The following is a 25,030-nucleotide window of genomic DNA, read 5'->3' as shown; positions in this document are numbered from 1 at the left end:
CACCTTGCTGTAATCTTATTGTTCAAGAAATCTTAGATAGAAGCTTTTGCTTTCTTATAAGCGTTGTTTGCTTCTGCTCTTAGTTCGTTCTTAAAATCATTTGCTTCATCCATAGCAGTAGATCTTACTTCATCATAATGATCTTTGCCAGAGGCAATCAAATCACCAAGTCTTTTTGCAAGATCTGATGCTGTTCCTTTTAGATTACCACGAAGAGTCTCACCTTTTTCAGGAGCTATTAACATCCCGATGATCACTCCTGCAGTTGCGGCTCCCAGAATGCCCAGGAAAATGTTAGCGGAATTTTTCATATCGATTTTAGTTTTAGTTGTAATTCGATTAATAGTTATCAAAATACTATGCCATGCGGTGGAGTACATTATCATGTCGTCATGCTTATAATCGCAGAGAGAATGAGGAATATTTTACCCAACTCCGATCATTTCTTACGATATGATTCTTTTAAAAAAGTGCATTTAAAGTTCATTTAGGCACAAATTCATTATGGCACTATAATAGAAAGATGTCAAGCAACAACACAAAACCCAACGCTATGAAACCTATCACCAAGTTCACCATCGTATTTATGCTTACCCTCGCATTGTTTGGTACAGCAATCATCAAAATGTCTTCACCACGTTCTGAATCATCTCACGAAGAGGTAACTATCATAAAATAGTATCGTTATGAACGGAAGGGCTTTAACTTTAATGATTGGATTAGGACTAACCCTGATAGTTATAAGTCTGCACATCGTTAGCAGGCTGGAACTGTTCCAATAGGATAAAACATTTTTTAGTTTTCTTTTACGTATATATCATTACCTGTGCCCACAGTTAATGTTTCCTCGACAATTTCAAAACTGGTATAATTTTTTTAAGGTAGTTGGATATATATTATCCTGATACTTATGAAAAATTTATCCACTACAAACCAACACTCAAGGAGTAAGGTCAATAAAGATAATAGCGTCCACTACACATCTTGGGAAGATCATTACCCTACTTATCAAAAAGAGGGTCAACACGAAAGCAAAAGTTCTGGTAAGGAGGCTGCCCAACATTCATGGGGTGAGCACAGCACTGCTCCAAAAACTTCTCATAAAGGAAAAGGACCCAAAGGCTATAAACGCACCGATGCCCGAATAGAAGAAGATATCAACGAAGAACTTACTCAGGACTCGCACATTGACTCATCAGATATTACTGTTAAAGTAGTAAACGGTGAAGTGCTCCTGACAGGAACAGTAATGGATAAAGTCAGTAAAAGAAGGGCAGAAGACCTGGCGGAATCCATAGCCGGAGTTACCAACGTTGAAAACCTCATTCGGTATAAAAAATAACTCTATACATTTAAGCACACCGACAAAGAACTTTTTTATTACCCGTTTTGTAATTTACGGGAATGCCAAAACTATATTTTAACAACAGACGGTACGCGGACTTACCCCTGCACTATGGTAAAGTTCCTCTTTGGCTGGCGAACAGAATGAGTTTGCTGGGGGGAGCAATTATAGAATCAATTGTTCTGGAGTTTGGGAGATCCGCGGTGCTAAGCAGGTTGAGCGATCCATTTTGGTTTCAATCGTTTGGATGTGCTTTGGGAATGGACTGGCATTCATCCGGGATAACCACCTCTGTAATGGGCGCTTTAAAACGTTCCATCAATCCAAAATTCAAAGAGCTAGGAATATTTATAGCCGGTGGCAAGGGAAAACATTCAAAGGAAACTCCTTCAGAGCTTATCGCCCTATCAGAAAAGACAGGACTTAAAGGATTAGATCTGGTGAGTAACAGTAAGCTTACTGCTAAAGTTGACAACACAGCTATTCAGGACGGCTTTCAACTTTACCTGCACAATTTCATTGTTACTAAAGAAGGTGAATGGGCAGTCGTTCAGCAAGGCATGAATGGCCTCAATGGAATGGCCCGAAGATATCATTGGCATTCAGAAAAAGTAGTTTCATTCGTTGAGAATCCTCATACTTTCATATATGGAAAAAATCAGGGAGAAATTCTGAACCTTGTCGATCTTAATGCAAACGCAGCTAAAGCTTCCATGCTGGAGATGACGAAAGAAAATCCAGGACTTATGCTGCCTGAAATTCAAAAAATTGTAATGCCATCTCATCACGATGTCAGAGCAGAAGACGTCAATCTAAAACGATTAGGTGCCGTTCTCGTTCTGGCACATGACAGAGAAATAAAAGATTTTGAGTCATTGTTGCTATTGGAAGGCGTTGGACCAAGAACGATCCAATCGTTGGCTTTGGTCAGTGAAATCATTTACGGAACACCTTCGAGATTCCAGGATCCGGCCCGGTTCTCTTTCGCACATGGAGGGAAAGATGGGCATCCTTTTCCGGTTCCCACCAAAGTGTACGACCAGACGATTGACATCCTCAAAACTTCCATTGAAAAAGCCAGGCTCGGAGACAGTGATAAAAAAGAAGCTATAAAAAATCTCTCCCTGATAACAGGCATAATAGAAGATAGCTTTGACCCAGATCCGAAGTCATTTGATGAATTCTTGCAAAAGGAAAGGGACGATTCACATCTCTATGGAGGACGGACCGTATTTGGTAAAGCGAAACCTCCTAAACCCAACTCTCAATTAGATCTATTCTAGATCAAACACTCAAATAATGCTGGCATATTTTTAGTAGACCAAGCATAATGAGCTATAAAATAGGATGTTCAGGATACTATTATCCTTCCTGGAAAAATAAATTCTATCCAAAAGGAATTCAGCCAAAAGAATGGCTGACATACTATAGTTCGGTTTTTAATACCGTTGAATTAAACGGAGCCTTCTACAAAACACCTTCTCTTGCAAGTTTGAGGAAGTATTCAACTGGCACTCCGGACGATTTTTGCTTTTCTGTTAAAATGAGCAAGAGCATCACTCATTATAGCAAGCTTAAAGAAACAAGGCAACTCATTCTGGATTTTCAGGATTTAATCGAAGAAGGTCTTCAAAAAAAATTAATGCACTTCCTTTTTCAGCTTCCGCCCTCATTTCACTATTCAGAAGAAAATCTCGAAAGAATTATTAATAACATTCCCAATGAACAAAGAAATGTAGTCGAGTTCAGACACCCGTCCTGGTGGAATGAAAAGGTAACGGAGGCATTTGAAAATGCTAACCTGACTTTTTGCAATATTGACTTTCCTGGAATGAAAACTTCATTTGTTCATACATCTCCTTCATTCTACCTCAGACTTCACGGCAATCCCGAACTTTTCAAATCATCTTATAATATCAACGAATTGCAGAAGATATATCGAAGCTTTCCAACTCATTGTAAATCTCATGCAGTTTATTTTAATAATACCTATTATGAAGCAGGTTACACAAATGCCTCACAGTTAATGGAAATCAGCAATTCAAAAAGTACTCAACCCATTATTCAATCAATTCATTGATATGCCCGAAGGCCCTTCCATTCTTATTGCTAAAGAAAAATTATCAGAGTTGAAGGGAAAGAAGATAATTTCGGTCACGGGCGATGCGAAAATTGACATGGTTAGGATCATTGGCAACCGTATCACTGATCTGAAAAGTTGGGGAAAGCACTTCCTGATCTGCTTTCCAAAATTCTTCCTTCGCATTCACTTTATGATGTTTGGAACTTACCGTCTTAACGAAAGAAAAGCAGCACACCCACGACTTCGGCTTGCATATAAAGAAGGTGAGGTAAATTTTTACACCTGTATCATCACTCTTCATGAAGGTTTGCCTGCCGATTTTTATGATTGGGAAAAGGATATTATGTCTCACCAATGGAATTCCCGCAAAGCAAAGAATTCATTGAAAATACTGGATAAGGCAATGGTCTGTGATGTTCTGCTGGATCAAAGTATTTTTTCAGGGGTTGGGAACATTATTAAAAATGAGTCACTCTTCCGCGCCAGAATTCATCCTGAATCAAGAGTTGGCGCTCTACCGCCCGTCAAGGTCACAGCGATGATCAAAGAAGCGCACGATTACAGCTTTGATTTTTATCGCTGGAAAAAAATAAATGAACTCAGTAAGCATTTTCTGGTCTATGAAAAAAGCGATTGTCCCAGATGCAAGATCCCTTTAGTCAAAAAATACATTGGAAAAGGAAAAAGACTAACATGCTTTTGCTCCAATTGTCAGATTCTCTATCGTTAGACAATAAAAAAGGGACCTCTGGAGATCCCTTTTTTGTTCATTTTAGAATTAGCAATTAAGCATGAACTCCGTTTTTGCTTCGTGATTTCTCAGATGTCATTTCTGATTTAGATTCCCTTGAATCAGATAAATCCTTTGAAGAACCTGAAGATCTCTCGCTTGATACACGGATCTTATTCTCAACATTGGTTACTCCTGAAATAGATTCAATGATATCTTCAGCATGACGCTTCTCTTCACGTCTGGAAACAGTACCTTTCAGTGTTACCTCACCTTTCTCAACTGACACTTCAATATTTGACGCATCAATGTGCTGGTCATCTGAAAGTCTGTCGTTCACATCTTCTGTAATACGCTCATCAGAACGTTTATAACCCTTCGGTCCCTTTCCACGATGTGATTGTTCATTTCTATCAGAATCAAAAGAACTGTTTCTCATAGAAGAACCTCTTCCATTTTCATTCCCAAATGACCGGCTGCTAGAATCATCATAGAAGTCTTTGCCGTATGCATAGTCTCCGCGATTGTCATACTCATTAAATGATCCTCGACTTCTTCCTCCGTCATAAGAATCTCCGTACTGCCCGCTTCCGCCACCGAAAGAAGATTGAGAATATCCACTTTGATTACTTAAACCAGAGTTGCGACCCTCCCAGTTTGAATTTCTGGAACTGTTATAATCCTGGCTTCTGTACTCACTATTTTGGTTGCGGCGATTTTGCGAGTACGTATTATCGTGGTCGTCGTTTCTATAATTGCTTCTTTGGTCTCCTTCATTATGATTACCGTAATCTGAATCATTAAAGTGACGCGAATCCGAACGGAAGCCCTGGTTTCCGGAATAATCATCATCCGAAGTGAATCGGCCCCTGTTATCTCTGCTTTCATTCATCCAACTGGCATGATTGGAATTATTGGAGTGATTGGATTGGTTAGAATGGTTATTTCCATTCCTCCTGCTATTATGTTGATTTTTCATATATAGGTTTTTAGTAATTAATTTTTAATATCTGTTGTTGCGCAACAAGAAATAGTGCAAAAAAATTATACCAGAACCAGTTAAATATATCTAAGCAAACGGATGCACTTAAGTCTCTGAATCAGACTTATTTGAGAGATGCAATAAAATTCACATGATGAGAAAAATATATACACACGGATTTGTGTGTAGAAAATTTTGGACTGGTAGAATTTACGTGGAATAAATTCTCTCCGTAATTTCCCTGATTACTTCCGCTCTTTCTTTTCTTTTATATACTTCATCTTAACATAAGACCTGCTCTTAAGCCAGATCAGTCTTTTTCTTTCAAAGTATTCATCAAAAAAAGTAAAGGGCTTAAATGGAAGCTGGAAAGCATCCACCACACTTTCTGCAAAGGAAGGATTTGTGACGCTCCCAATGAAAAGAATGATGATCAGGGAAACATAAAATAATGGTAATGAATCTATCCACTCAATATCCAACTCCAGAATCCAGAGATCTTAAAAGATATGCTATCGGCTTTATTTAAATTCATTGTCATCCAATACACAGGAGTTTCAATTACAAGCTGATTTCTATCAACCTCCATCCGCCTGCTTTCATCCTCAGCCCTTGCTACAAAATCTGGATGATAATATAAAGTGTTAAAAAGAACAGAGCGCTGAGAACCAACGTGGTCTCCCATGAAAAATCAAAACTTACTGCTGATAGATGAAACTCACCCGGCTTATGATCATGAGTTGTTCTTCTTCCTTCAAATCCAGTTAATACGCGCAGCAAAATAAATGCAACGTAAGCGAGAATAGGAATCAGTATTATTTTACTTAGTCTGACGTAAGGCTTGAGAAGTCTATTTGAAAGATCAGGATTGGCCATACATCAACGGGAATTCAATCTACTCATTTTCTAAAAAAATCAACTCGGCCAAGCTCTATCGATGTGGAGATTTTTCTACACCTATACTAAATCGTTTAATTATTGCGTTTTTAAAACGTCTATTCGGTTGGCAGACTATTTAAATAGAGTGGCAGTAAACCAACCCTTCGTGAGCAGACTATCTGACTATTACTTCATTATCATTCAGTTTTTAAAAAGCCCCTGGTCCTGGAAAAAAGGATTCATACTCCTCGGAACAGTCCTTACCGCTATGATTGTCGGTATATTCTTTCTATTTATCCTCATATGGACAGGCGCATTGGGATCATTACCCAATAAGGAAGAACTGTCTTTGCTGGAAAATCCAACCGCTTCAGAAGTCTATAGTGCCGACAGCGTTTTACTTGGACAGTATTTTATACAGGAACGATCAAACATCCGGTATGAAGATCTTTCACCGTCTGCCATCAATGCTCTTCTTGCTACAGAAGATGTCCGCTTTTATGAACACGGGGCAATTGACAAGAGAAGTTTGGGAAGAGTCTTTGTCAAAAGCCTGCTCTTCCAACAGGAATCATCCGGAGGCGGAAGCACACTAACACAACAACTTGCCAAGAATCTTTATCCCAGGAGATCATATTGGGTGGGATCACTGGTCATCAACAAAATCAGGGAAATGATTGTCGCATCAAGACTTGAAAAAGTTTACGATAAAAATGAGATTCTTACACTCTACCTCAATACCATTTCTTTTGGCGAAAATACATATGGTCTGGAGTCTGCATCCAGAAGATTTTTCTCGCGATCAGCAAAAGAATTATCCATAGATCAATCCGCAACACTCATTGGAATGCTGAAGGCCACCAATTATTACAATCCAAGATTATCACCAGAAAGATCACTTCACAGAAGAAACGTCGTACTTGAACAAATGCGTAAGTATGATTTCATCACCCAGGAAGCTCTCGATACACTGATCACACGTCCTATCATACTGGACTATAGAAGTATTAATCACCATACGGGCCTTGCCCCTTACTTCAGAGATTACATACGTGAGGAGCTTGTAACATGGTGTAATGAATACAACAGTACTCATGATAAACCTCTCCAGTTGTACACCAGTGGGTTGAAAATATACACAACCATTGATTCCCGTCTTCAGCAATATGCTGAAGACGCCATGCAAAATCAGATGACTGCTATTCAGAAAAAATTCCAGCAGCAATGGGGAAAATCGGATCCACTGCCGATTGAATCTTCTATTGTGCAGAATGCGCTGAAAAAATCAGCTCATTATCAATCCCTCAAAGCACAGGGACATTCTCATGATGAGATCATCTCCTTGCTGAAAGTTCCAACCAACATGAACATTCTTACCGTCGATGGAGAAAAAGAAATGATGATGAGTCCAATTGATTCAATCCGTCATTATCTGAAATTCCTGAGCGCAGGATTATTGGCTATGGATCCACGCGATGGTTCAGTACGGGTATGGATAGGAGGAACCAATCACGAGTATTTTCAATTCGATCACATTCATGAATCTACCAAAAGACAGGTGGGATCCACATTTAAACCCATCGTTTATGCAGCGGCTCTTGAACAGGGAATGGATCCCTGCGATTACATCTCTGCTGGTAAAACCACTTACACCAACATGGAAGATTGGGCACCGAAAAATTCCGGAGACAACTACGAAAGAAAATACTCCATGGGTGGAGCATTGGCATATTCCGTTAATACTGTTTCCGTCAGAGTGCTTGAAAAGGCAGGCATTGGCAATACCATCAGTCTCGCAAGAAGAATGGGAATCAAAAGCACTTTGCCCGCAGTACCCAGCATTGCTTTGGGTACAGCTGACATTTCAATGATAGAACTGGTGAGCGCCTATACAGGATTTGCCAACCAGGGGAATGTCGTGAAGCCATACTACATTACCAGTATCACCACACATCAGAATGAAGTGCTGGAGTCTTACAAAGCATCACCTTCCACGCGGGCGCTTTCTTCCGAGAATGCTCAACTCATTCTGCACATGCTAAGGAATGCCGTGAATGAAGGAACAAGCTCTTCACTCCGCAGCCAGTTTGGGTTGACGAATGACATTGGAGGTAAAACAGGAACTACTCAATCCAACACGGATGGATGGTTCATGGCGATCACTCCAAAGCTCGTGATTGGATCATGGGTTGGGGCCGACCAACCATTACTCCATTTTAAATCAACCTCGATGGGTCAGGGAGCAAGAACTGCTTTGCCCATCGTTGGAGAATTTTTACAACATGTAAACCGGGATAAAGATCTGTCAAGCATCGCCTATGCGCGTTTTCCTGATCTGTCATCCGACTTACAGAGAAAACTCTCCTGTGAGTCTTTCAAGTCCGATAAGAATATTTTCAACAGGATCTTCGGCACATCCCGCAAGGAGAAGAAAAGAGATTTTGGGAAACCCGCCAAGAAGGGATTCTTTAAAAAACTCTTGGGAAAAAGCTGAAGAATAGAACTTCATTTTAAGTCTTCCCTCCGTACCAGCACTCATATCAAAATACCCACCGCATGGTATTTTCAAAGGTTAGTAAATGATGGACTATTGCATCATTACTTAAGCAACCTAACCTAATTGAATATGAGACTTAGATTACTCTTGATGCTGCTGATGATCGGTCAGCTTAGCTACGGACAAAATATGTTTACGAAAGGGATTGCCAAGCTGGCAAAGAAGATGGGAGGCCTCAGCACAATGTCTACTTCGACATTGGGTGACGTGGTTCCAACTGTAGGCATGGGAAGCAATCTCCATCCTGTCAAGCTTGGAACAATGTCACAGGCCTTTTTCTCAGACTGGAAAACGGGAGGAGATCTGGTGTACGTTATGCTTTCCAAGAAGAACCAACCCGGATTTTATAAAGTAGACGGAACAGTCACTATAGACGGTCAGCCTGTTGAATATCTAACTTCAGGAATGTACGGCATCGTTTCAGATGCAAGTGATGCTCCAAGAAAAGTAGAGATCATAACTTCAGGTGGTGATCGCACAAGCTTTACGCTGGAACCCAGCAAGAAAAGGGTAAAGTTACTATCGATCAATGGTCAGAGTGGCGACAAGATAGCATTGGATCTGACGAAGGACGTAACCCTTGAACTTCAGTATCCGGCTGCCATGGAAAATTCTATGATGAAAGTTACGTTAGCTATTACTCAGCTCAGCATGAAGAGTACGTTCGACGTTTGCTATGCAAAAATAGGATCAAAGGTCGTTATTCCGGCCAGCGCATTCCGCAACATCAACATCAAGCCAGGAGGCACAGCACTGTTCAATTACAAAAACAGTTATTTATCAGTTGGAACTGAAAGCACTGAAAATGCAAAAGATGTATCCGGAAGCTTTTCAGATCTGCAATACACAAGCTCTTATGACGATGGTATGTTTGTGACCGTTACTGGCGAACCAACACTGAACCCAGGCCTAACCGTAAAGGGAACAGATGTAGACATGGACTACAGCTTCTACAAACCGAATGCATTTTTAAGCAGGCCTTTTGAACACGTTAAGAAGATTGGACTTCTTTCTTTTGCTATTCGCGGCACAACGTACCATCAATCCAGCGAAACGGATGTATCAACAAGCTCAAGCACAATGGGCGGAATTAAGACCACCACTACTACCACCAGAACCAAGACCACTACATTGGTTTTCCCACAACAACCTAACGAAGTTTGGGATGCTCTTCTGGAAAGTGTATATGTTGATTTCAAGGCACTCATTGAATCTGAATTAAATGCCACAATTGTTACGCCTGAAAAAATCACTGGAACAGAAGGTTACAAGAGAGTAGAAGCATTTTCCAAAGACGATGCAAATACAAAAGTTGAATTCTCCCGTTCGTTCCGTGATAACAAAATTATCTCAGCGTTTATGCCGCTCACAGAAGGGTATGGTGTGAATGGTGCCAATGAAAGGATCATGAACGAATCAGGCACAGATGCACTTTTGATCATGACAATGGATCTTCAAATTTCTGAAGCCGAAAAAAGCGAACATGTATTGATGATTCCCAAAATGGCTTTTGAAATTGTCGGAAAAACGAATGGCCTGGTTACTAACACCAAGTATCTAACCGGAACGATCCAATCTTCTGCAGGCGTGAGCTTCAAAAAGGATATTACTCCAGCAGAGCTTAACAGCATCATTCGCAAATCGGATATGATGATGGTATTTAAGAAAGCTTTAAGAGAACTTAAGGAGAAAGAGATCGCCAATGGTGATTACACTTCTGTCTGGAATATCAGAAAGTAGAGAGAATATTAGTGGCTTTGATTTGATCCGTTGGCAGAAATGTCAACGGATCTTTTTTTGCAATTAATTCACTCCTATTTCAACATCCTGTTGTGCAGAGAAAGCCTTTACGCCATCGGTAAGTCCATTCACTCTAATCAGCATTTTACCAACATCATCTGTTGAGAAGAATTCAACGATTGCCTTTCCATTAGAATCTGTCTTTACAGAAGGATTCCAGTAAACCGTTGAGCGAAAATCAGGCTTGCGGGCATCATTTGAGATAGAGTAATCGTGTGAAGTAAAATTAATCACCTGATTGCTTCCTTCGATTAGTTTTGATGGATCATCCAACGGCTCTCTTACATTTCCTTTTTTTGTTTGAACCATCACAATTCCATTCTTACCCATCAGCTTAAAGCGTACTAATTTTTTAGGGTCCTTGACAATCTTGATATTGATGACATCAGCAGGATTCAGTGCAAGGAAAAAATCGGTGTTCCTGTTGGCTATTCCATCGATAATGTAAACAGGATCAGCAGAAGATGGTTTCATCGGTTCGATCAGACTGGCACGAATGATACTCTTCCCTCCCCTTTTACGATGGGACAATGATGGAATGATCTCTTTTACCAATTCCTCCATAGTTGAGAAAGTATTGTAATCCTGAATATTAATTGTCACATCAGCACCACCAACTTCCTTTTCAAAATTAGCGCTGTTCATAGCATCATCACCGCCATTGAGTGCCTGGGGAGAAGAATAAAAACCATAGGATCGTCCAATCACACGGCTCTTGCTTACAAAAGCAGCATAGAAATCAGGAGTTGTCGTTTCGCGTGAAGCCGCAGCAGCAGGAAATCTGATTGATTCATTGTCCCACTCAATCCGGATCTTTGGAATGGCATTACCCCTCAATTCACCCATATAAAAGAACTCATCGTTTCCAAAAAGTATTGGAATTGTCAAAGAGAACTTTCCCTTGTCCATTGCAAAAGTCTGGTGACGCAGTTTATCTCTCTGAAGATAAAACATCAGTTGCGTGAGATCCGGCACCGGAATGCTGCCAGTAGTATCTGCATAGTATGCTCTTCCGGTTTTCTCAATCAAATTGGAAAAAGGATAGGAAGGTCTCTTTATTTCTCTTGCTAATATTTCCTTCCATGCAACTTCCTGTGTCACTGTGATAAGATAATTATCAAGGCTCATTAACCAATTTGGATTACTACGATCCACAACATATGTTCCTTTTGCTCCGGCAAGAATGTTCAACTCATCTGTCAGATGATCACGATGCTCCCCGGTGAACAGACTGGCATTCAATACTCCAATTGAGAACTCTCCGGCAACAGGTGACCCGCTTTCATCGGTCAAGGCAATTTCCATTCTTATTTTCCCTCGCGGCTTAAAATCATTTCCGATCAAAGTGATCTTTGCCTGTGCTTCTCCCTTACCAGAACTATAAAAATCGCGGCTTGCCAATAAATTTCCATTGTTGCCGACAAATGAAACATGGGCGACACCTTCCGGCAAATCACTTTGCAGAATCTGTATGGCTGTAACGTCTTTTGTGATTTGAATACTTTCCGCATACCGGACCTTACCACGCGAGGTTACCACAACGGCGATAGGTTCTTTGCGAATTGTGGATGTGGCCGGTGAAGTAACCGCTATCTGAACCGGATTTACTTTGTCACTCATCGTTAGCGCTATTCCCAATCCGTCATCCTCAACCTTCGGGAGAGCAAATCGAGCAGTGTCTCCCACAAAACGCAAAAAATAAGAACCACTTTTTTGAGGAGTAAATGTAATGGAGCTCAGGCCTTTCATATCGGTGACTGCGCTTCCCAACTCCGCTCCTGACTTATCAAACACACTAACAGATGAACTCCCACGATTGCTCCAGATACCAATCCTGTTAGATATGCCGCTTATCAGATGACCGCCTTCCGGAGCACCTTTTATCCAAAGGGCTGAGGATCGTTCAACAGTATTTTTCTTTACCACCACTACCTCTTTCTTGAAAATCAATTCGGTATCGAAATTCTTCATCCAGTCGCTGTAGGCAGTGACCAGATAGATTCCGGCTGAAATATCCTGCGGCACAGCAAACTGATTTTGACCTACTCCATTGTCGGTGTTAAGCAGGAAATGAAGCTTTGAAGCACCTTTCGAATCAACAAGATTGAAGTTTATCAGCTGCATCCCGGGTACATAGCTCATATCTTCCTTAAAGAAATAAGCTTTGAAATAGATGGTATCTCCCGGTGAAAATTTCTCCTGACTGAAGACTAGTTGAATCTTTGTTTTGGGCCAGATCTTCTGATAGGCATCATATCTCTGCGTCAGCACAGGTATATTCGACTGAGCTGACAACTTGAGGAGCAGTCCCAGAAAAGCAATTACAAGGAAATATTTTTTCATTACCAATTGGGGGGTTGTTGTGTTGTTGCATAAGGATACCACTGGCACGGATATCTGATCTGTGCAATCTGAGTAATAGGGTACGGCACACTACTTCTTTGAATGAAGATCGATTTAGTCTTAATGGAAGTCGCCCAGAAAATTCCTACGACAGGCGTTGACGAGTTGGTCGCTTTAATATTTCCTTTGATGATCCCGGATGGCGGCTGAAACAGACTTGAGGATCCTTCCTTTTGAGAACGAATGAGCTTAAAGAACTCAAATGCAGTTTTGGAAAGACTCATTTGCTCCACATCCACAAGGTACTTCTCATAAAATGATGCAGGGGTAATAGCAACTTCACCCACCTTCACATTATTGAATCGGTCACCAGAGATTAATTGACCATCCGACAGCTGTGGCTTATCTTCATAATCATGAGCCCAGCAAATACAGCAAGAACATGGAGCTACCTGCTCTGCATAGGTCCTTCCGATATATGCCCATCCGCTGCATGGGTAGGGATCTGGCAACACATAGCCCAGCGCCCAGATCCAGTGGAGCTCCGGGTATGTGAGTACTTTATATGTTCCGGTAAATCTCCATCGTACGAAATTATCATTCCCAGGTATAGTCTTTGAATCTATGTAAATATTAAAAACATCTTTTGCTATCGTCCCAAAATTCTCCTCCACAGATCTCGATTCATACTCAAAGCGAATATCGTCAATGGCACCTACAGGATTTATGATCTCAGGCTCAGATTCAAATAACTTTCCATCACTCGTCTCTATTGTGATATGGTACGCGTGACCAACTCTTCCCTGAATGACCCCTCCTGTATAATAATCACCCGGCGCATTTTCAGTAAGGTTTTCAATATGACCTTCATCATCATAAAGCTTGACCTTGGCATTCCTGATCGGAACTCTGACCAGGGAATCATCCTCCAGACTTATTCCCTCTGATATCTTCACAATGTAAGGTCCTGGACCGTCAGATATCATTCCCTCAATGGTTGTCTGAAGTTGTGCTGGCGGCACCTTGAACTCAATAGGCTCCACACATGCACCCAGAATGATGAATGTGAAAATCCATTGAGTCTTTAGTCTTTTTAACAAACTACCTTTCATAAAAGATTAAAACTTCAAGTTAATCACTAATAAATAAATTCTTTTCTCACTGCCACAAAGGAGGCTTCGTAGTCGATGAGTTTTTAAAATAAGCAAGACACGATTCAGGAATGAATTTAGGAGGAGGAAGATTATAAGGAATTGCACTCCTTTCAATATATATGGATCTCGTTTTTATAGAAGTTGCCCAGAATATTCCGATATAAGGTATTTGGGAATTGGAAGATGATATATTACCTGCAATATTTCCCATCGGCGCCTGGAAAATATTGGAAGGCTCACTCTTTTGCTTTCGTACCAAAGAAAAAAACTCAAATGCGTTTTTGGAGAGACTCATCTGCTCAGCCTCCACCAGGTATTTCTCAAAAAAAGATTCTGTACTGATCTGCACATCTCCTATCCGTACATTTTTATAGCTGTCCCCACTGATAAACTGTCCATCCGACAGATGGGGTGTAGATTCATACTCTGTGATCCAGCAAGTGCAGCACGTGCACTCATCTACTTTCACAATTTGACTGCTGCCCGGTCGAACGACATAGCCACTGCAGGGTCTTGGATCCGAGATGCGAACCCCCTGAAGATAATAGGTATGAAGTTCTGGTCTTGTTATTACTTTATAAGTTCCCGTGAACTTCCATCGAACATAATTCTTATCGCCAGGTATTGCTTTCGCGTCAACGAAAATTTTAAAAATGTTGGCTGGCTCAACAATGTAGGGGCGCTCAATGGATCTTGCTTCAAATTCATATTTGATTGCTTCAATTTCACCCACCGGCGAGAGAAGATCAGGCTCTGAAATAAAAACTCCGCCGTCCGCCATCTCCACACCAATATGATAGGAATGCCCAATCTGTCCGCGGATAACTCCCGTCGACATATACTCTCCGGGAGTATTCTCCACCATATCCTCAGAATTTCCCAGATCGTCATACAACTTGATCTTCGCCCTCTCAATAGGCACACGAAGAAGCGAGTCATCTTCAAGAGAAACCCCCTTCGAGATCAGTACGGTGTATGGCCCCGGATCATCGGTGATCTTTCCTTCAATGATCATAATCGGCTGTACTTCAGGGAGCGTAATATCCAAATGATCTACACAGGCGCTTAAGAGCACAAACACCAGTAACCACCGGAACTTTATCCTCCAAAACAAGCCAACTTCTTTTTGACTTTTCATTGCCACAGGATCGGTTTAGAAGTGCTTGAATAGTCAAAAAATTTATCACATGGCCGATCAATAAACTTTATTCGCGTGAGTGCATAGGGCACTGCACTTCTTGGGATGTAAATTGATCTGCTCTTAATAGAGGATGCGTAGAAGATCCCAACAATTGGTTGAGTAAATTTGATAGCCCTGATGTTTCCCTTCACCTCACCAGCAGGTGCCTGAAACAAACCAGCAGCTCCCTCTTTCTGTGCTTTAATGATCTTGAAGAAATCGTATGCATTCTTTGAAAGACTCATCTGCTCAATTTCTACCAGATATTTCTCAAAGAATGTTTCAGTGTTGATATTCACCTCAGCAACTTTTACATTCTTATATTCACCCGCCACAAACTGCCCATCGGATATTTGCGGAACAGTTTCAAAATCATTCACATAACAGATACAACATGTACATGGACCCACCTGCGCAAGCTTCCCTTCACCCGGCGGCTGTTCAGGTTCATCATCCATTAGCGGAACAACAATATAACCGCTGCATATAAATGGAGCCTTTAAAGGAAATTCCAGTGCAATGTAATAATAGAGTTCAGGCCGCGTCGATACTTTATATGTCCCCTTAAAGCGCCATCGCGCATAACTTTGTTCAGATTCCGCAACCTCGGCATCAATGCTTATTTTAAATACATCTGCCGGAACGGTTCCATAAGTTTTTTGAATCGATCTGGCTTCATACTCATAGCGAATATCTTTTACTGCGCCTACCGGGAACATTACTTCCAGCTCAGACTCATAAATTCCTCCATCAGGAGTTTCTATACGAATACTGTAGACCCCTCCAACTTTACCCTGAATGACTCCTCCGGTAATATATTCTCCCGGCCTGACTTCCGTTAAAACTTCATTCACTCCTGTCCCTGTCGTGAAATCCCATAACACAACTTTTACATTCGGATAAGGAATCCGATAAGTGGAATCCGCATCCAACGGCAAGCCTCTTGAAATAAAAACTGTGTAAGGTCCAGGCTTGTCTGAGATCATTCCATCTACGATCGTTAACAGTTGTGCCGGAGGAACATCAAAATTAACGGGCTCAACGCACGCGCTTATTAAGACCGATGCTATGAATCCCTGAATGATCTTAGCACCGTATGATCTTCTTGCTTCCATCAGAATTTGAAATTGTAACTGATGGATGGTAATGCAGTACCAATAATAGAAAGCTGATACGGCTGAGGGATTCCATTTCCGGAGCTTTTAAAGAATACCGTGTAGGGATTTCTTCGCCCATAGGCATTGTATAAAGAAAACACCCACGTCCCCTCAAATTTCTTCTTTCTCTTATGGTTTCCTTCTATTACCAATGCAAGATCTAAACGATGATAATCGGGTATGCGGTATTGATTGCGTTCAGAAAAATATGCTACCGTTGTGTTCTCCAGCGGGAAGGCTGAAAGCGGTACCGTCACAGGCCGGCCGGTGTGGTAGGTGAAATTTCCTGTAAAGAATACACGACGTGATAAATTATACTTCCATGAAAGATTGATAATGTGAGGCTGATCAAAATTGGTGGGATACTGTTTTCCGCTATTGATCGTTTCACTGGAGGTGGACCCCGCTATAGTTCTGAACGACCTTGAATAAGTATAATTAATACTATAGGTCAGTCGGCCTGTGCTTTTTGTAAAAGAGGTTTCAACTCCATACGACATTCCTTTGCCCTGAAGCAAATCAGTTTCAAGGTGATTGTTCAAAATCAATTGCGCGCCATCTTTAAAGTCAAGAATGTTATCAATCTCTTTATAGAAACCTTCTACTGAGGCGGTGTACTTCTTTTCCTTAAAGTCCTTGAAGTATCCCAGAGATATCTGATCTGCACGTTGCGGCTTGAAATAATATCCACTCGGCTGCCAGATGTCTACCGGTGTTACCGCAGTTGTGTTCGTTACCAACTGCAGAAACTGATACATGCGATTGTATCCAAGCTTTATAGATGAGGTGGGTGTTGCTGTCCAGCGAAAGGATAATCGTGGCTCCAGACCGAAATATGTTTTAACAGGCTGACCACCGTCATAATGAAGTGTGTCAATGATACTCGACGTTTCTCTTGGCACATCACTCTTGTAAACATTCACAGATGCTGGTCCAAACGAAAGGAAGATCGGAACTCTCAAGCCGGCCTCAATGGATATCCGGTCATTATAGGCCCATTCATCTCCCGCATAAAGTGCATTCTCAATGGAGAACTGCTTATCAAGTGAAAGATCTTTTGCATTGGATACATTGGATGTTGGCTTCAGATTACCCGGCTGGAATCGGTAATAGGAAACATTCAATCCAAAATTGATCTTATGATTATTCTGCTGAAGATTAAATCCCGCTTTGCCAACCCATGTTGTGATCTTGTAGGAAAGTTCTGATGCTGTGAGATAATCCGCATTCTCCACCGTATATCCATACTGACTCACACCAAAAACAAAATCAGATCCAAGCTTTGGCGAAATCTGATGATCCAGTCGCGCGGATAACTGCAGATTATTCCATGAATAGGTAGAGTCACCGGTCAGGCGAAAAGCATCTCTGCTGGAATATCCAGTTACTGCAAGTTTTGTCTGACCGCTGAATAAATGAGTAAGCTTGATCGTTCCATCATAGAAGAACACAGAGCTTTTGCTGAGATCGGCATAATCAGTCTTCACTGAATTTACCAGCCAGTTTGAATACGTTGATCTCATCGATGCCATCATCGATGTTTTTTTCTTTTGCAATGGCCCGTTGATCGTGAAATTACTGGTGATCATTCCGATCCCGCCGCTGCCTCCCCATTTTTCATAGTCACCATCCTTGGAGCGAATGTCAAGAACAGAAGATGCACGACCTCCATACTCCGCAGGAATTCCTCCACGGTAAAAAGAAACATCGCGAACGGCTTCTGCATTGAATGCTGAGAAAAATCCAAAGACGTGAGAACTATTAAATACCGGCATACCGTCATAAAGAATAAGATTCTGATCAACGCTTCCTCCACGAACATTAAATCCTGTTGCCGCCTCTCCTGCTGTCGTAACACCCGGCAGTGCCTGAATCGATTTGATCATATCAGGTTCACCCAGAAATGAAGGCGACCTCTTGATATCCTTAATGCTTAATTGAGTAAGACCGATCTTACTCGTGGTGATCTCACGTGCCGCAAGATCGCGTATTACAATTTCCTCCAGCATCACCGGCATCACTGCCAGTTCAACATCGACAACACCATCAGTGAATGCCGCAAGGTCAATGACCTTCTCTTCATAGTCAACGAAGGTGAAGTTCAATACATGCACTCCAGGAGAAAGTGATAGTGTGTAATTTCCATTTTCATCCGTGGTCGTTCCACCTTGTGTGTCGCTTACCTGGATGTTAGTGCGCGGCATAGGATCTCCTGTCTTTGAATCAATAACCTTACCGGTAATGATCACTTTACCCTTCTTCGACTTTCCTGCTTCACCAAAAATCCTTTGCTCGACTTTCTTCTTCTGCCTGACCGCCGAGTTTATCGCACTCTTCCGAAGCAAGGCCTGGGTTGGATCTTTAACAAGGATCACGGCATGCGGGTACATGCTCACATAGCTAAGATCCGTTCCTAAAAAAAGACTCTCCAGTGCAGCACCTAATGTCTCACCAGCAAAGCTTTCCTGAAACGTGATGGGTTGTATCCATTCCGAAAGGAAATAAAATCTTGCGTTGCTTTTCTTTTCAATTTCTGAAAGGACAGTTGCCAGCGATTTGCCTTGTTCTGTACCATCAAGCTTCAGCTCAAGAATATCCTGTGCCTTGAGTGAAAGAGAACCGCAAATAAGAAGGGATAAAAAAAGTTTTCTAAGCAAAGTATCGGATCGTTTTTCATCACAAGCGAGTATCGTGAGGGGGCGTCACTCTATCGATTGTGTGGTTTAATTCCGCCGAATTTAGAAGATTACGACACATCATTCAACACCTGATGAAAGATATTTGACAGGAGGCGAACGAGTGTTTAGTCGGAAATTATCAGGGCATTAGAAGTTCGTCTCACTCGGTTTTTAATCCTTCTACAGGATTGGATTTGGACACTTTTCCAACCTGAATAGAAACGGTTCCCAGCAACACCATGATAAGCACTACAACAGGAATGGTCACGCCCCAGAAATTCATCGGTATGTGATATGCGTATACCATATCAAAAAAGAAACCAACAAGGTAATAACTGACCGGCCCTCCGATCGCAAAGGCTATCATGAACAGTGGGATGTACTGACGAAGAATATTCAATCCGATATTTTTCTTCTGAGCCCCCAGAACTTTCCGGATGCTGAATTCACGTATCCTTCCGGAAACATTCAGCGACATTAAACCATATAATCCCAACCCCGCGAGCAACACTGAAATAAGAGCGACAGCATTCCAGAATTTTGCATGCCCATCTTTCTCTTCAAAGAAATCACCCCAGACATCTTCCTGATGGCCACCCTGAAAAGGAATCTGAGGATAGAGCTTTGACCATTGCGCCTGCATGGCAGCATACGTTTCCTTTTCACGACCCGCTCTTACCTTCATGGATAAATAACCAAAGTCCTTCTGATCCGCTACCGTAAAAATGGTTGGAAGGATCTTGCTATCGAAGCTGTAGGTGTGAAAATCTTTCACCACACCGATGATCTCATAACGCATACTGTCCATCTCAAAAGTTTGCCCGACAGGTGATGTCAGCATCATCTCTTTAACCAGCTCTTCATTGACAACGACAGAAAGTTTATCGCTGCCCTGATGCTTGTTGAATGCACGTCCTTCCCTGATGCTCAATTGCATCGTCTCAAAGTAATTAGGATCAACGGCAAGCTCATTTACTTCGTACTGGTTGTTAGGAGGAGTGTGAAGCACTTTGGTAGAAACTCTTTTTCCCAGATGGTGACGTGATCCCGCCAGCGACACCACATTCGGGTTTTGAGACATGAAGGCACTCATCTGTTCATAGGCAGCAGCATCCTCCGCTACATCGGCATACAATACTTCACGCGGCTCATATCCCCAGCTCTCGTTGGCGACATAACTTGTATTCTGGGTAAACATCACAGCACACGCAATAAGAATGCACGCCAGTATCTGCTGAAATCCCAAAAACACTTTCGTCAAAGGATTCTTCTTTCCAAACTCAACAGAGCCTTTTAGTATGCCAACTACCTGAAACCTGGAGATATAAAACGCCGGATAGATCCCTGACGCAATTCCGGTGAAGAGCATGACACAAGGAAGGTATATCCACAGATTTCTGTCCCATAGGGTAAAGCCCATGTTGAAGTCATTCTGAATTTCAAAACCAGGAATGAAAAGTGTTACACCCAATATGATCCCAAGGATGAGAGCAAAGAATGTAACGAAGATGTTTTCAGATAAGAACTGGGTGATCACCATTCTCCTGGTGGCACCGATAGATTTTCTTACACCGATCTCTTTCAATCTTTTGGCGGCAGATACAATGGCAATGTTGATATAATTAAAACATGCAAGAGCAAGCATGAACACTCCGATGATAGAGAGGAATACAATAGACTTACTATTGCTCTCATAACTGTTTCTTGAAATATCACTTTTTATATTTCCGCCTCTCTCATACAACGTTGCCAAAGGTTCGAATTGATAAGACGAAGCTTTCCATCCATTACGGGGACCATTCTGCAATGCTTTATATTTTGCCATACCTTGCTCTACATGCGTGAGGTCGGAAGGTTTTTTAACCTGTATAAGCGTTGCATTCAGAAATGCACTCCAGTCACTCTTGTCGTAGACAGGATAGGAAAGAAATACATTTTCAAAATTGATGAGGAAATTGAAGTGAACAGCATGCGCCATCGGAAACTCCGCTGCCACTCCCTTTACAGTAAAGATCTTGCTTCTGTCTTTTCCGAAAATGATTTCGATGTCTTTGCCAACCGGATTCTCTTCTCCAAAATATTTCTCTGACATCTCTTCGCTGAGAATAATTCCATTGCGGTCTTGTAATCCCGCCGGTGATCCCCACTTCAAGGGAAACGTAAACATCTGAAGAAACTCAGGATCCGAAAACCGGATCTTCTCATTGAATACATTGTCATTGAATTTCAACACTGCCGGAGCGTCTTCAATCCTACATACCTTACTGATCTGCGCAAAATCTTCACGAAGCATTTCACCAAGCGGTCGCGGTGTTAATCCGTTTTGCTGCGCAGAGCCTTCACGCTCCTCAAAGAATGTGATGAGGTAGACTTCATTTTTATTTTCGTGAAACTGATCGATACCATTGACCCAGCGTGCATAGGAATACACCAGCACACACATGCCGATGGCAATGGCCAGTCCAAACACATTGATAAAGGAGCTCAGCGGATTCTTCATCAGGCTCCTGATGGAAGTTTTGGAATAGTTTCTGAACATAACAATATGATGATTAGTGAAGGGTCTTGGTTTTTTCCAGGCGTAAGGCTGAAAGCATCGGATGACATCCATCAGGTAAAGGAATTTTGCTTTTGTTAACCCTGACTTCTCTATCCTCTCATAGAAGAGTTCTTCAAGATCACCATGCAGCTCCTCGTACCGTTCGGGCTGGCAATACCACCTGAAGAAAGTATGCGGTAAACGAGGGATGTTGTTCTTCTTGTTCATGCTTACCATTTCAGAGAAAGATCTGTTATCTGTTTTCTCAGACTCATTCTTAGATCCATGGATTCATCCAGGGCTTTCTTGCCGTAGGCGGTGATAATAAATATGCGTTTCCTTTTTCCGCCGCGTTTGGATTCGGGATCACTCAGCATGGACTTGAGCATTCCTTTTTCTTCCAGACGGTATAATGATTTATGAACAGCGCTGACGTTGACAGAACGGTCGGCTTGCTTTGAAATCTCTTTAGAGATGGCCACGGCATAGGCCTCTTTATAGAGAACCCCTACTGTTAATAATATGAGCTCTTCGAATTCGCCCAGGTATATTCTTCCCATGATTAAATTGACATTTGCCTGTAATATACGGGCCGGCCGGGATTAAGTTTACTTTTGCCAATAATATCGGGTGGGTAGGGATAGAATAGAAGTTTTCCATACTTTTGAAGGCATTTTGGTTCCGTAGTTCAACGGATAGAATAGAAGTTTCCTAAACTTTTGATCCCAGTTCGATTCTGGGCGGGACTACGATAGAGTGACAAGCCTGACAAATTCCCTACAATGGTGGAGATTTTTGCCAGGCTTGTCACTTTAATAATAAGGTCCTTTTGCTTTTGTAGTAGTGCGATAGCATGTTGCTAAATTCTAGGTGCGCATAGTGGACACTTTGTCGGCGGTACTTAAAAAAGAAATTGGTTCTGTAGTTCAACGCCCGCCTGGCTGACGCCAGTCGGACAGGCCCGTCCGACTGACGCCAGTCGGGCGGAGATAGAATAGAAGTTTCCTAAACTTTTGATCCCAGTTCCCTGCCCGACTGACATCGTTCAGGCGGGGGATTCTGGGCGTACCCTGAAGTATTCAGTTCAGGATCTTTCGTAATCAATTGCATGTCGTTTAAACTCATCATGTAAACATTGTTTCAGGGATGCTTCGTCGCAAGCCTTGCCCTTTATCTTTAACTAATGTTTTACGCTTACGTTCTTAAAAGTGACAACCATGACTTTTTATACAAAGGTCATTGCGGAGACATTGCCATTAGAATAAAACAACATAATAGTGGAATGACTACTTCTTTGAGACCTTATATTCCAATGCACCTGGTTTACTATGAAGAATTCTCTACGTTGCAAGAAGCCATTGAAAGGGAGAAGTATTTCAAGACTGCTGCTGGAAGGCGGTACTTAAAAAAGAAATTGATTCCGTAATCCACAACAACAAAAAGAGAGAGCCCCTTGCGGCGCTCCCTCAAACCAGTACCAAACATCAATTTGGCTGGTCTCTTTTGATACGGACTAGTACTGATATCCGCCCACGATTCCCTCTGCAGTCTTCTGCATCTGGGCTTTCTCTTTTTTGTTGGCAAACATCCAGTCGGCGTTGGCACTGCTGAATCGCGGTGCATAGAACAGGAAGCCAACTGCATCGTCGATGACAAATTCAGGTTCATCAACATCAGCCGCAAGGGGAATATCAAAGATCACGGTTCCGTCCTCCTTCGAGACATAACTAAGGTAGTTTGCTTTGGCATCCTTGTCTCTCCTCACGAAAAATGATCCCGTATTTGACTGATCCTTTTTCATTTTCCTTAGGCCCAGATAGTATTTAGCAGCGCGCTCATTTTTTGCGAGGTTGTGTGCTGCGAGTTCAGGAGCCATCAACTCATAACTTGTCTGTGCCGCCTCCGCCCGTGTGCCAGTCACTTCGCCGATGCCGAGTGTGGCAGCGCTCAAAGCGAGGCTTGTAACCATGAACGCGGTGTTGGTGACTTTGTCAACAACAGCAAGTGCGTTGTCAAATTTCGCGTTGCCTTTTCCACTGAAGTCGAACGCCTGGTTTTTCACAAGTACACCAGTCGGCGAATACACCTGCATGTGATGCGCAGAAGCAAGGAAGATATTTCCGTTTGCCAGCACATCGTATTTAACAAGTGCCTCACCCGCGTCAAACTTAAAATTCTTTACGATCTCGACAGTGCCGCCCTTGCTCATGTCTGTGACATAAACTTTACGGTTCTTCGCGTCGATGTTGTAAGCCATTGAACCACGGTACACATTGATGATGTCAGCGTCGCTGTCGAACTTCTGCATACCAGGAAGCAGGTCCTTACCAGTGGCAGTCTCAAAAATGTCAACGCCTTTCGATGTTGCAAAAACGATCTTCTGAGATCCGGCGATGAAATCGATCACTCTGCCTTTCAGTTCAATTTCATTAGCATAGCGGAACTTGCCCTGAGCAAGATCAATGATCTGAAAACGGGAATTGGTCTGGTTGAATGTTACAATAGCAAGGGTATGATCATCCAGCATTCTGTACTGATCGATATAGCCCTTCAGCTCGAGCTCGGCCGGCCACACTGCTTTCCCCGTAGTAGCATCCACAAGATTGATCTTCGATTTATTGAACATACCTCCACCCTGTCCTGAAGTTTTCTCGGCATAGCGCATGATCGGCAACAGGCCATTACCGGTATCGATGATCTCGTTGCCCTTAACTTCATAGAAGTCCGACCAGGCAGGTGAGCCATCGCTGATCTTAACAGCCATCATGTTCTTGCTTTTCTGAATGTAGAACACATCACTATTTTCATCCACAAGCATTTCTGTCTGGTTGTCGACGGTTTTGATCATGCCTCCCTTCTTTTTCTTAGGCTGGTCGACTTGCCAGATCACTTTACCCGTACCATCTACATTGGTAAGTTTTCCTGAGCCCGCATAAATAAGTCCGCCTGCTCTGTTGGAGATCGGAGGACATTCCATAGACACCGTGACATCGGCAGTGGGAATTCCCAATCCGAACTTGGAGAGTTTCGCAGCTGCCCCGCCAGTTTTTTCGCTGAAGGTGGCTGGCTGATTGTAACGCACACTGAAGTTGAAGAGGTCAACGACCAAAAATGCATCGGGGCCTTTTGAAAAAAATACCATGTCATACGATTCAGGTATCAGGTACCATGAATCCATCGTGCCTTTGATCTGACTGGAGATATCGATTGTCTTTCCGTCGTTAAGGTTCAGCAACAAAAGGCCCTCACGATTTTTTACAATCGAGAATGGTGTGCCCTGAACGGGAGTCACTTCACTGACGAATCTCATGTCTTTATTCCACAACACGTTGCCGGTGCTGGGATCCAGCGCTGCGACATTGCCAGACCGGAGCTCGATCAGTGGAATGTTGAGCTGCGTCGTACGCACGTTCTTTACGGTTTCGCCAAGCGTGGCGATCCATGTTGCTTCTTTCACATTCTGTGCCTGCAGCACCGTGAAAAGCAACAAGGCGAGAGCTGTCATTATACTTTTCCTTTTCATAAAATTGATGTTTGAGTTTTGTTACTGGTCGTGTTGTTTAACACGGCTCAAAAATCAGTTTCGGACAGGAAACGGATATT

The 25,030-nt window shown here is 42.3% G+C and carries 19 protein-coding genes and 1 tRNA gene; 8 read left to right on the top strand and 12 right to left on the bottom strand.

The features are described 5' to 3' along the window. Positions 1-32: 32 nt before the first annotated feature. Positions 33-311: a YtxH domain-containing protein gene (locus HOP08_13925; protein ID NOT76019.1), complete on the bottom strand. Its 279-nt coding sequence runs from the start codon at positions 309-311 to the stop codon at positions 33-35. A 599-nt stretch (positions 312-910) separates the two neighbouring features. On the opposite strand from HOP08_13925, the gene HOP08_13920 reads away from it, so the two are divergent. The 4 genes from HOP08_13920 (at position 911) to HOP08_13905 (ending at position 4,158) form a co-directional block, all read left to right on the top strand. After that, positions 911-1,342 (top strand): BON domain-containing protein, encoded by a 432-nt coding sequence (locus tag HOP08_13920; GenBank protein NOT76018.1) that lies wholly within the window; start codon positions 911-913, stop codon positions 1,340-1,342. Positions 1,343-1,404: 62 nt separating this feature from the next. Next, a complete protein-coding gene (locus HOP08_13915; GenBank protein NOT76017.1) occupies positions 1,405-2,628 on the top strand; it encodes a DUF763 domain-containing protein in 1,224 nt (407 codons plus the stop codon). Positions 2,629-2,675: 47 nt separating this feature from the next. Next, positions 2,676-3,425, top strand: coding sequence for a DUF72 domain-containing protein (locus HOP08_13910; protein ID NOT76016.1), 750 nt, complete (start codon positions 2,676-2,678; stop codon positions 3,423-3,425). Between the two features lies 1 nt (position 3,426). Next, a complete protein-coding gene (locus tag HOP08_13905) occupies positions 3,427-4,158 on the top strand; it encodes an endonuclease (GenBank protein ID NOT76015.1) in 732 nt (243 codons plus the stop codon). 55 nt (positions 4,159-4,213) lie between these two features. Here the strand turns inward: HOP08_13905 and HOP08_13900 are convergent, their stop codons facing one another. From HOP08_13900 to HOP08_13890, 3 genes are all read right to left on the bottom strand, one after another. Then, positions 4,214-4,597 (bottom strand): BON domain-containing protein, encoded by a 384-nt coding sequence (locus HOP08_13900; GenBank protein ID NOT76014.1) that lies wholly within the window; start codon positions 4,595-4,597, stop codon positions 4,214-4,216. Between the two features lie 788 nt (positions 4,598-5,385). Next, the gene (locus HOP08_13895; GenBank protein NOT76013.1) at positions 5,386-5,622 is read right to left on the bottom strand and encodes a hypothetical protein; all 237 of its coding nucleotides are present in this window, start codon (positions 5,620-5,622) and stop codon (positions 5,386-5,388) included. Between the two features lie 133 nt (positions 5,623-5,755). Continuing rightward, on the bottom strand, positions 5,756-6,016 hold the full coding sequence (locus HOP08_13890; protein NOT76012.1) for a hypothetical protein: 261 nt from the start codon (positions 6,014-6,016) through the stop codon (positions 5,756-5,758). A 169-nt stretch (positions 6,017-6,185) separates the two neighbouring features. Here HOP08_13890 and HOP08_13885 point away from each other — a divergent pair, with 169 nt between their 5' ends. Both HOP08_13885 and HOP08_13880 read left to right on the top strand, forming a co-directional pair. Next, complete coding sequence (locus HOP08_13885) at positions 6,186-8,513, top strand: penicillin-binding protein (protein ID NOT76011.1); 2,328 nt, start codon at positions 6,186-6,188, stop codon at positions 8,511-8,513. 132 nt (positions 8,514-8,645) lie between these two features. Then, on the top strand, positions 8,646-10,316 hold the full coding sequence (locus HOP08_13880; GenBank protein NOT76010.1) for a hypothetical protein: 1,671 nt from the start codon (positions 8,646-8,648) through the stop codon (positions 10,314-10,316). Positions 10,317-10,379: 63 nt separating this feature from the next. On the opposite strand, the gene HOP08_13875 is transcribed toward HOP08_13880, so the two are convergent. From HOP08_13875 to HOP08_13845, 7 genes are all read right to left on the bottom strand, one after another. After that, positions 10,380-12,719, bottom strand: a complete 2,340-nt coding sequence (locus tag HOP08_13875; GenBank protein NOT76009.1) for a hypothetical protein — start codon at positions 12,717-12,719, stop codon at positions 10,380-10,382. Further along, entirely contained in the window at positions 12,719-13,831 is a 1,113-nt protein-coding gene (locus tag HOP08_13870) for a DUF4249 domain-containing protein (GenBank protein ID NOT76008.1), read from the bottom strand. Before HOP08_13870 ends, HOP08_13875 begins: the two co-directional genes overlap by 1 nt. Before the next feature lie 46 nt (positions 13,832-13,877). Beyond that, positions 13,878-15,011: a DUF4249 domain-containing protein gene (locus tag HOP08_13865; protein NOT76007.1), complete on the bottom strand. Its 1,134-nt coding sequence runs from the start codon at positions 15,009-15,011 to the stop codon at positions 13,878-13,880. Continuing rightward, positions 15,008-16,168, bottom strand: coding sequence for a DUF4249 family protein (locus HOP08_13860; GenBank protein ID NOT76006.1), 1,161 nt, complete (start codon positions 16,166-16,168; stop codon positions 15,008-15,010). The genes HOP08_13865 and HOP08_13860 overlap by 4 nt, the downstream gene beginning before the upstream one ends. Further along, complete coding sequence (locus tag HOP08_13855; GenBank protein ID NOT76005.1) at positions 16,168-18,867, bottom strand: TonB-dependent receptor; 2,700 nt, start codon at positions 18,865-18,867, stop codon at positions 16,168-16,170. The genes HOP08_13860 and HOP08_13855 overlap by 1 nt, the downstream gene beginning before the upstream one ends. 181 nt (positions 18,868-19,048) lie before the next feature. Beyond that, positions 19,049-21,655: an FtsX-like permease family protein gene (locus tag HOP08_13850; protein NOT76004.1), complete on the bottom strand. Its 2,607-nt coding sequence runs from the start codon at positions 21,653-21,655 to the stop codon at positions 19,049-19,051. 2 nt (positions 21,656-21,657) lie between these two features. Beyond that, positions 21,658-21,987 (bottom strand): PadR family transcriptional regulator, encoded by a 330-nt coding sequence (locus HOP08_13845; protein NOT76003.1) that lies wholly within the window; start codon positions 21,985-21,987, stop codon positions 21,658-21,660. Between the two features lie 117 nt (positions 21,988-22,104). On the opposite strand from HOP08_13845, the gene HOP08_13840 reads away from it, so the two are divergent. Continuing rightward, positions 22,105-22,176: transfer RNA gene (locus HOP08_13840), tRNA-Arg, on the top strand. Between the two features lie 434 nt (positions 22,177-22,610). Beyond that, entirely contained in the window at positions 22,611-22,853 is a 243-nt protein-coding gene (locus HOP08_13835; GenBank protein ID NOT76002.1) for a GIY-YIG nuclease family protein, read from the top strand. Between the two features lie 87 nt (positions 22,854-22,940). Here the strand turns inward: HOP08_13835 and HOP08_13830 are convergent, their stop codons facing one another. After that, complete coding sequence (locus HOP08_13830) at positions 22,941-24,950, bottom strand: PQQ-binding-like beta-propeller repeat protein (protein NOT76001.1); 2,010 nt, start codon at positions 24,948-24,950, stop codon at positions 22,941-22,943. Positions 24,951-25,030: the final 80 nt, after the last annotated feature.

The organism is Cyclobacteriaceae bacterium (assembly GCA_013141055.1).
Classification (GTDB): domain Bacteria; phylum Bacteroidota; class Bacteroidia; order Cytophagales; family Cyclobacteriaceae; genus ELB16-189.
The sequence above is the reverse complement of the archived record's forward strand: the minus strand, read 5'-3'. Positions and strand labels throughout refer to the sequence as shown.

Bases quoted from the DNA above. Each gene is read 5' to 3' on its own strand.
- HOP08_13900 (NOT76014.1), bottom strand. From the start codon at position 4,597: ATGAGAAACAGTTCTTTTGATTCTGATAGAAATGAACAATCACATCGT.
- HOP08_13850 (NOT76004.1), bottom strand. From the start codon at position 21,655: ATGAACAAGAAGAACAACATCCCTCGTTTACCGCATACTTTCTTCAGG.
- HOP08_13870 (NOT76008.1), bottom strand. From the start codon at position 13,831: ATGAAAGGTAGTTTGTTAAAAAGACTAAAGACTCAATGGATTTTCACA.
- HOP08_13910 (NOT76016.1), top strand. From the start codon at position 2,676: ATGAGCTATAAAATAGGATGTTCAGGATACTATTATCCTTCCTGGAAA.
- HOP08_13875 (NOT76009.1), bottom strand. From the start codon at position 12,719: ATGAAAAAATATTTCCTTGTAATTGCTTTTCTGGGACTGCTCCTCAAG.
- HOP08_13835 (NOT76002.1), top strand. From the start codon at position 22,611: ATGTTTTACGCTTACGTTCTTAAAAGTGACAACCATGACTTTTTATAC.
- HOP08_13845 (NOT76003.1), bottom strand. From the start codon at position 21,987: ATGGGAAGAATATACCTGGGCGAATTCGAAGAGCTCATATTATTAACA.
- HOP08_13915 (NOT76017.1), top strand. From the start codon at position 1,405: ATGCCAAAACTATATTTTAACAACAGACGGTACGCGGACTTACCCCTG.
- HOP08_13920 (NOT76018.1), top strand. From the start codon at position 911: ATGAAAAATTTATCCACTACAAACCAACACTCAAGGAGTAAGGTCAAT.
- HOP08_13860 (NOT76006.1), bottom strand. From the start codon at position 16,168: ATGGAAGCAAGAAGATCATACGGTGCTAAGATCATTCAGGGATTCATA.
- HOP08_13830 (NOT76001.1), bottom strand. From the start codon at position 24,950: ATGAAAAGGAAAAGTATAATGACAGCTCTCGCCTTGTTGCTTTTCACG.
- HOP08_13880 (NOT76010.1), top strand. From the start codon at position 8,646: ATGAGACTTAGATTACTCTTGATGCTGCTGATGATCGGTCAGCTTAGC.
- HOP08_13865 (NOT76007.1), bottom strand. From the start codon at position 15,011: ATGAAAAGTCAAAAAGAAGTTGGCTTGTTTTGGAGGATAAAGTTCCGG.
- HOP08_13925 (NOT76019.1), bottom strand. From the start codon at position 311: ATGAAAAATTCCGCTAACATTTTCCTGGGCATTCTGGGAGCCGCAACT.
- HOP08_13905 (NOT76015.1), top strand. From the start codon at position 3,427: ATGCCCGAAGGCCCTTCCATTCTTATTGCTAAAGAAAAATTATCAGAG.
- HOP08_13890 (NOT76012.1), bottom strand. From the start codon at position 6,016: ATGGCCAATCCTGATCTTTCAAATAGACTTCTCAAGCCTTACGTCAGA.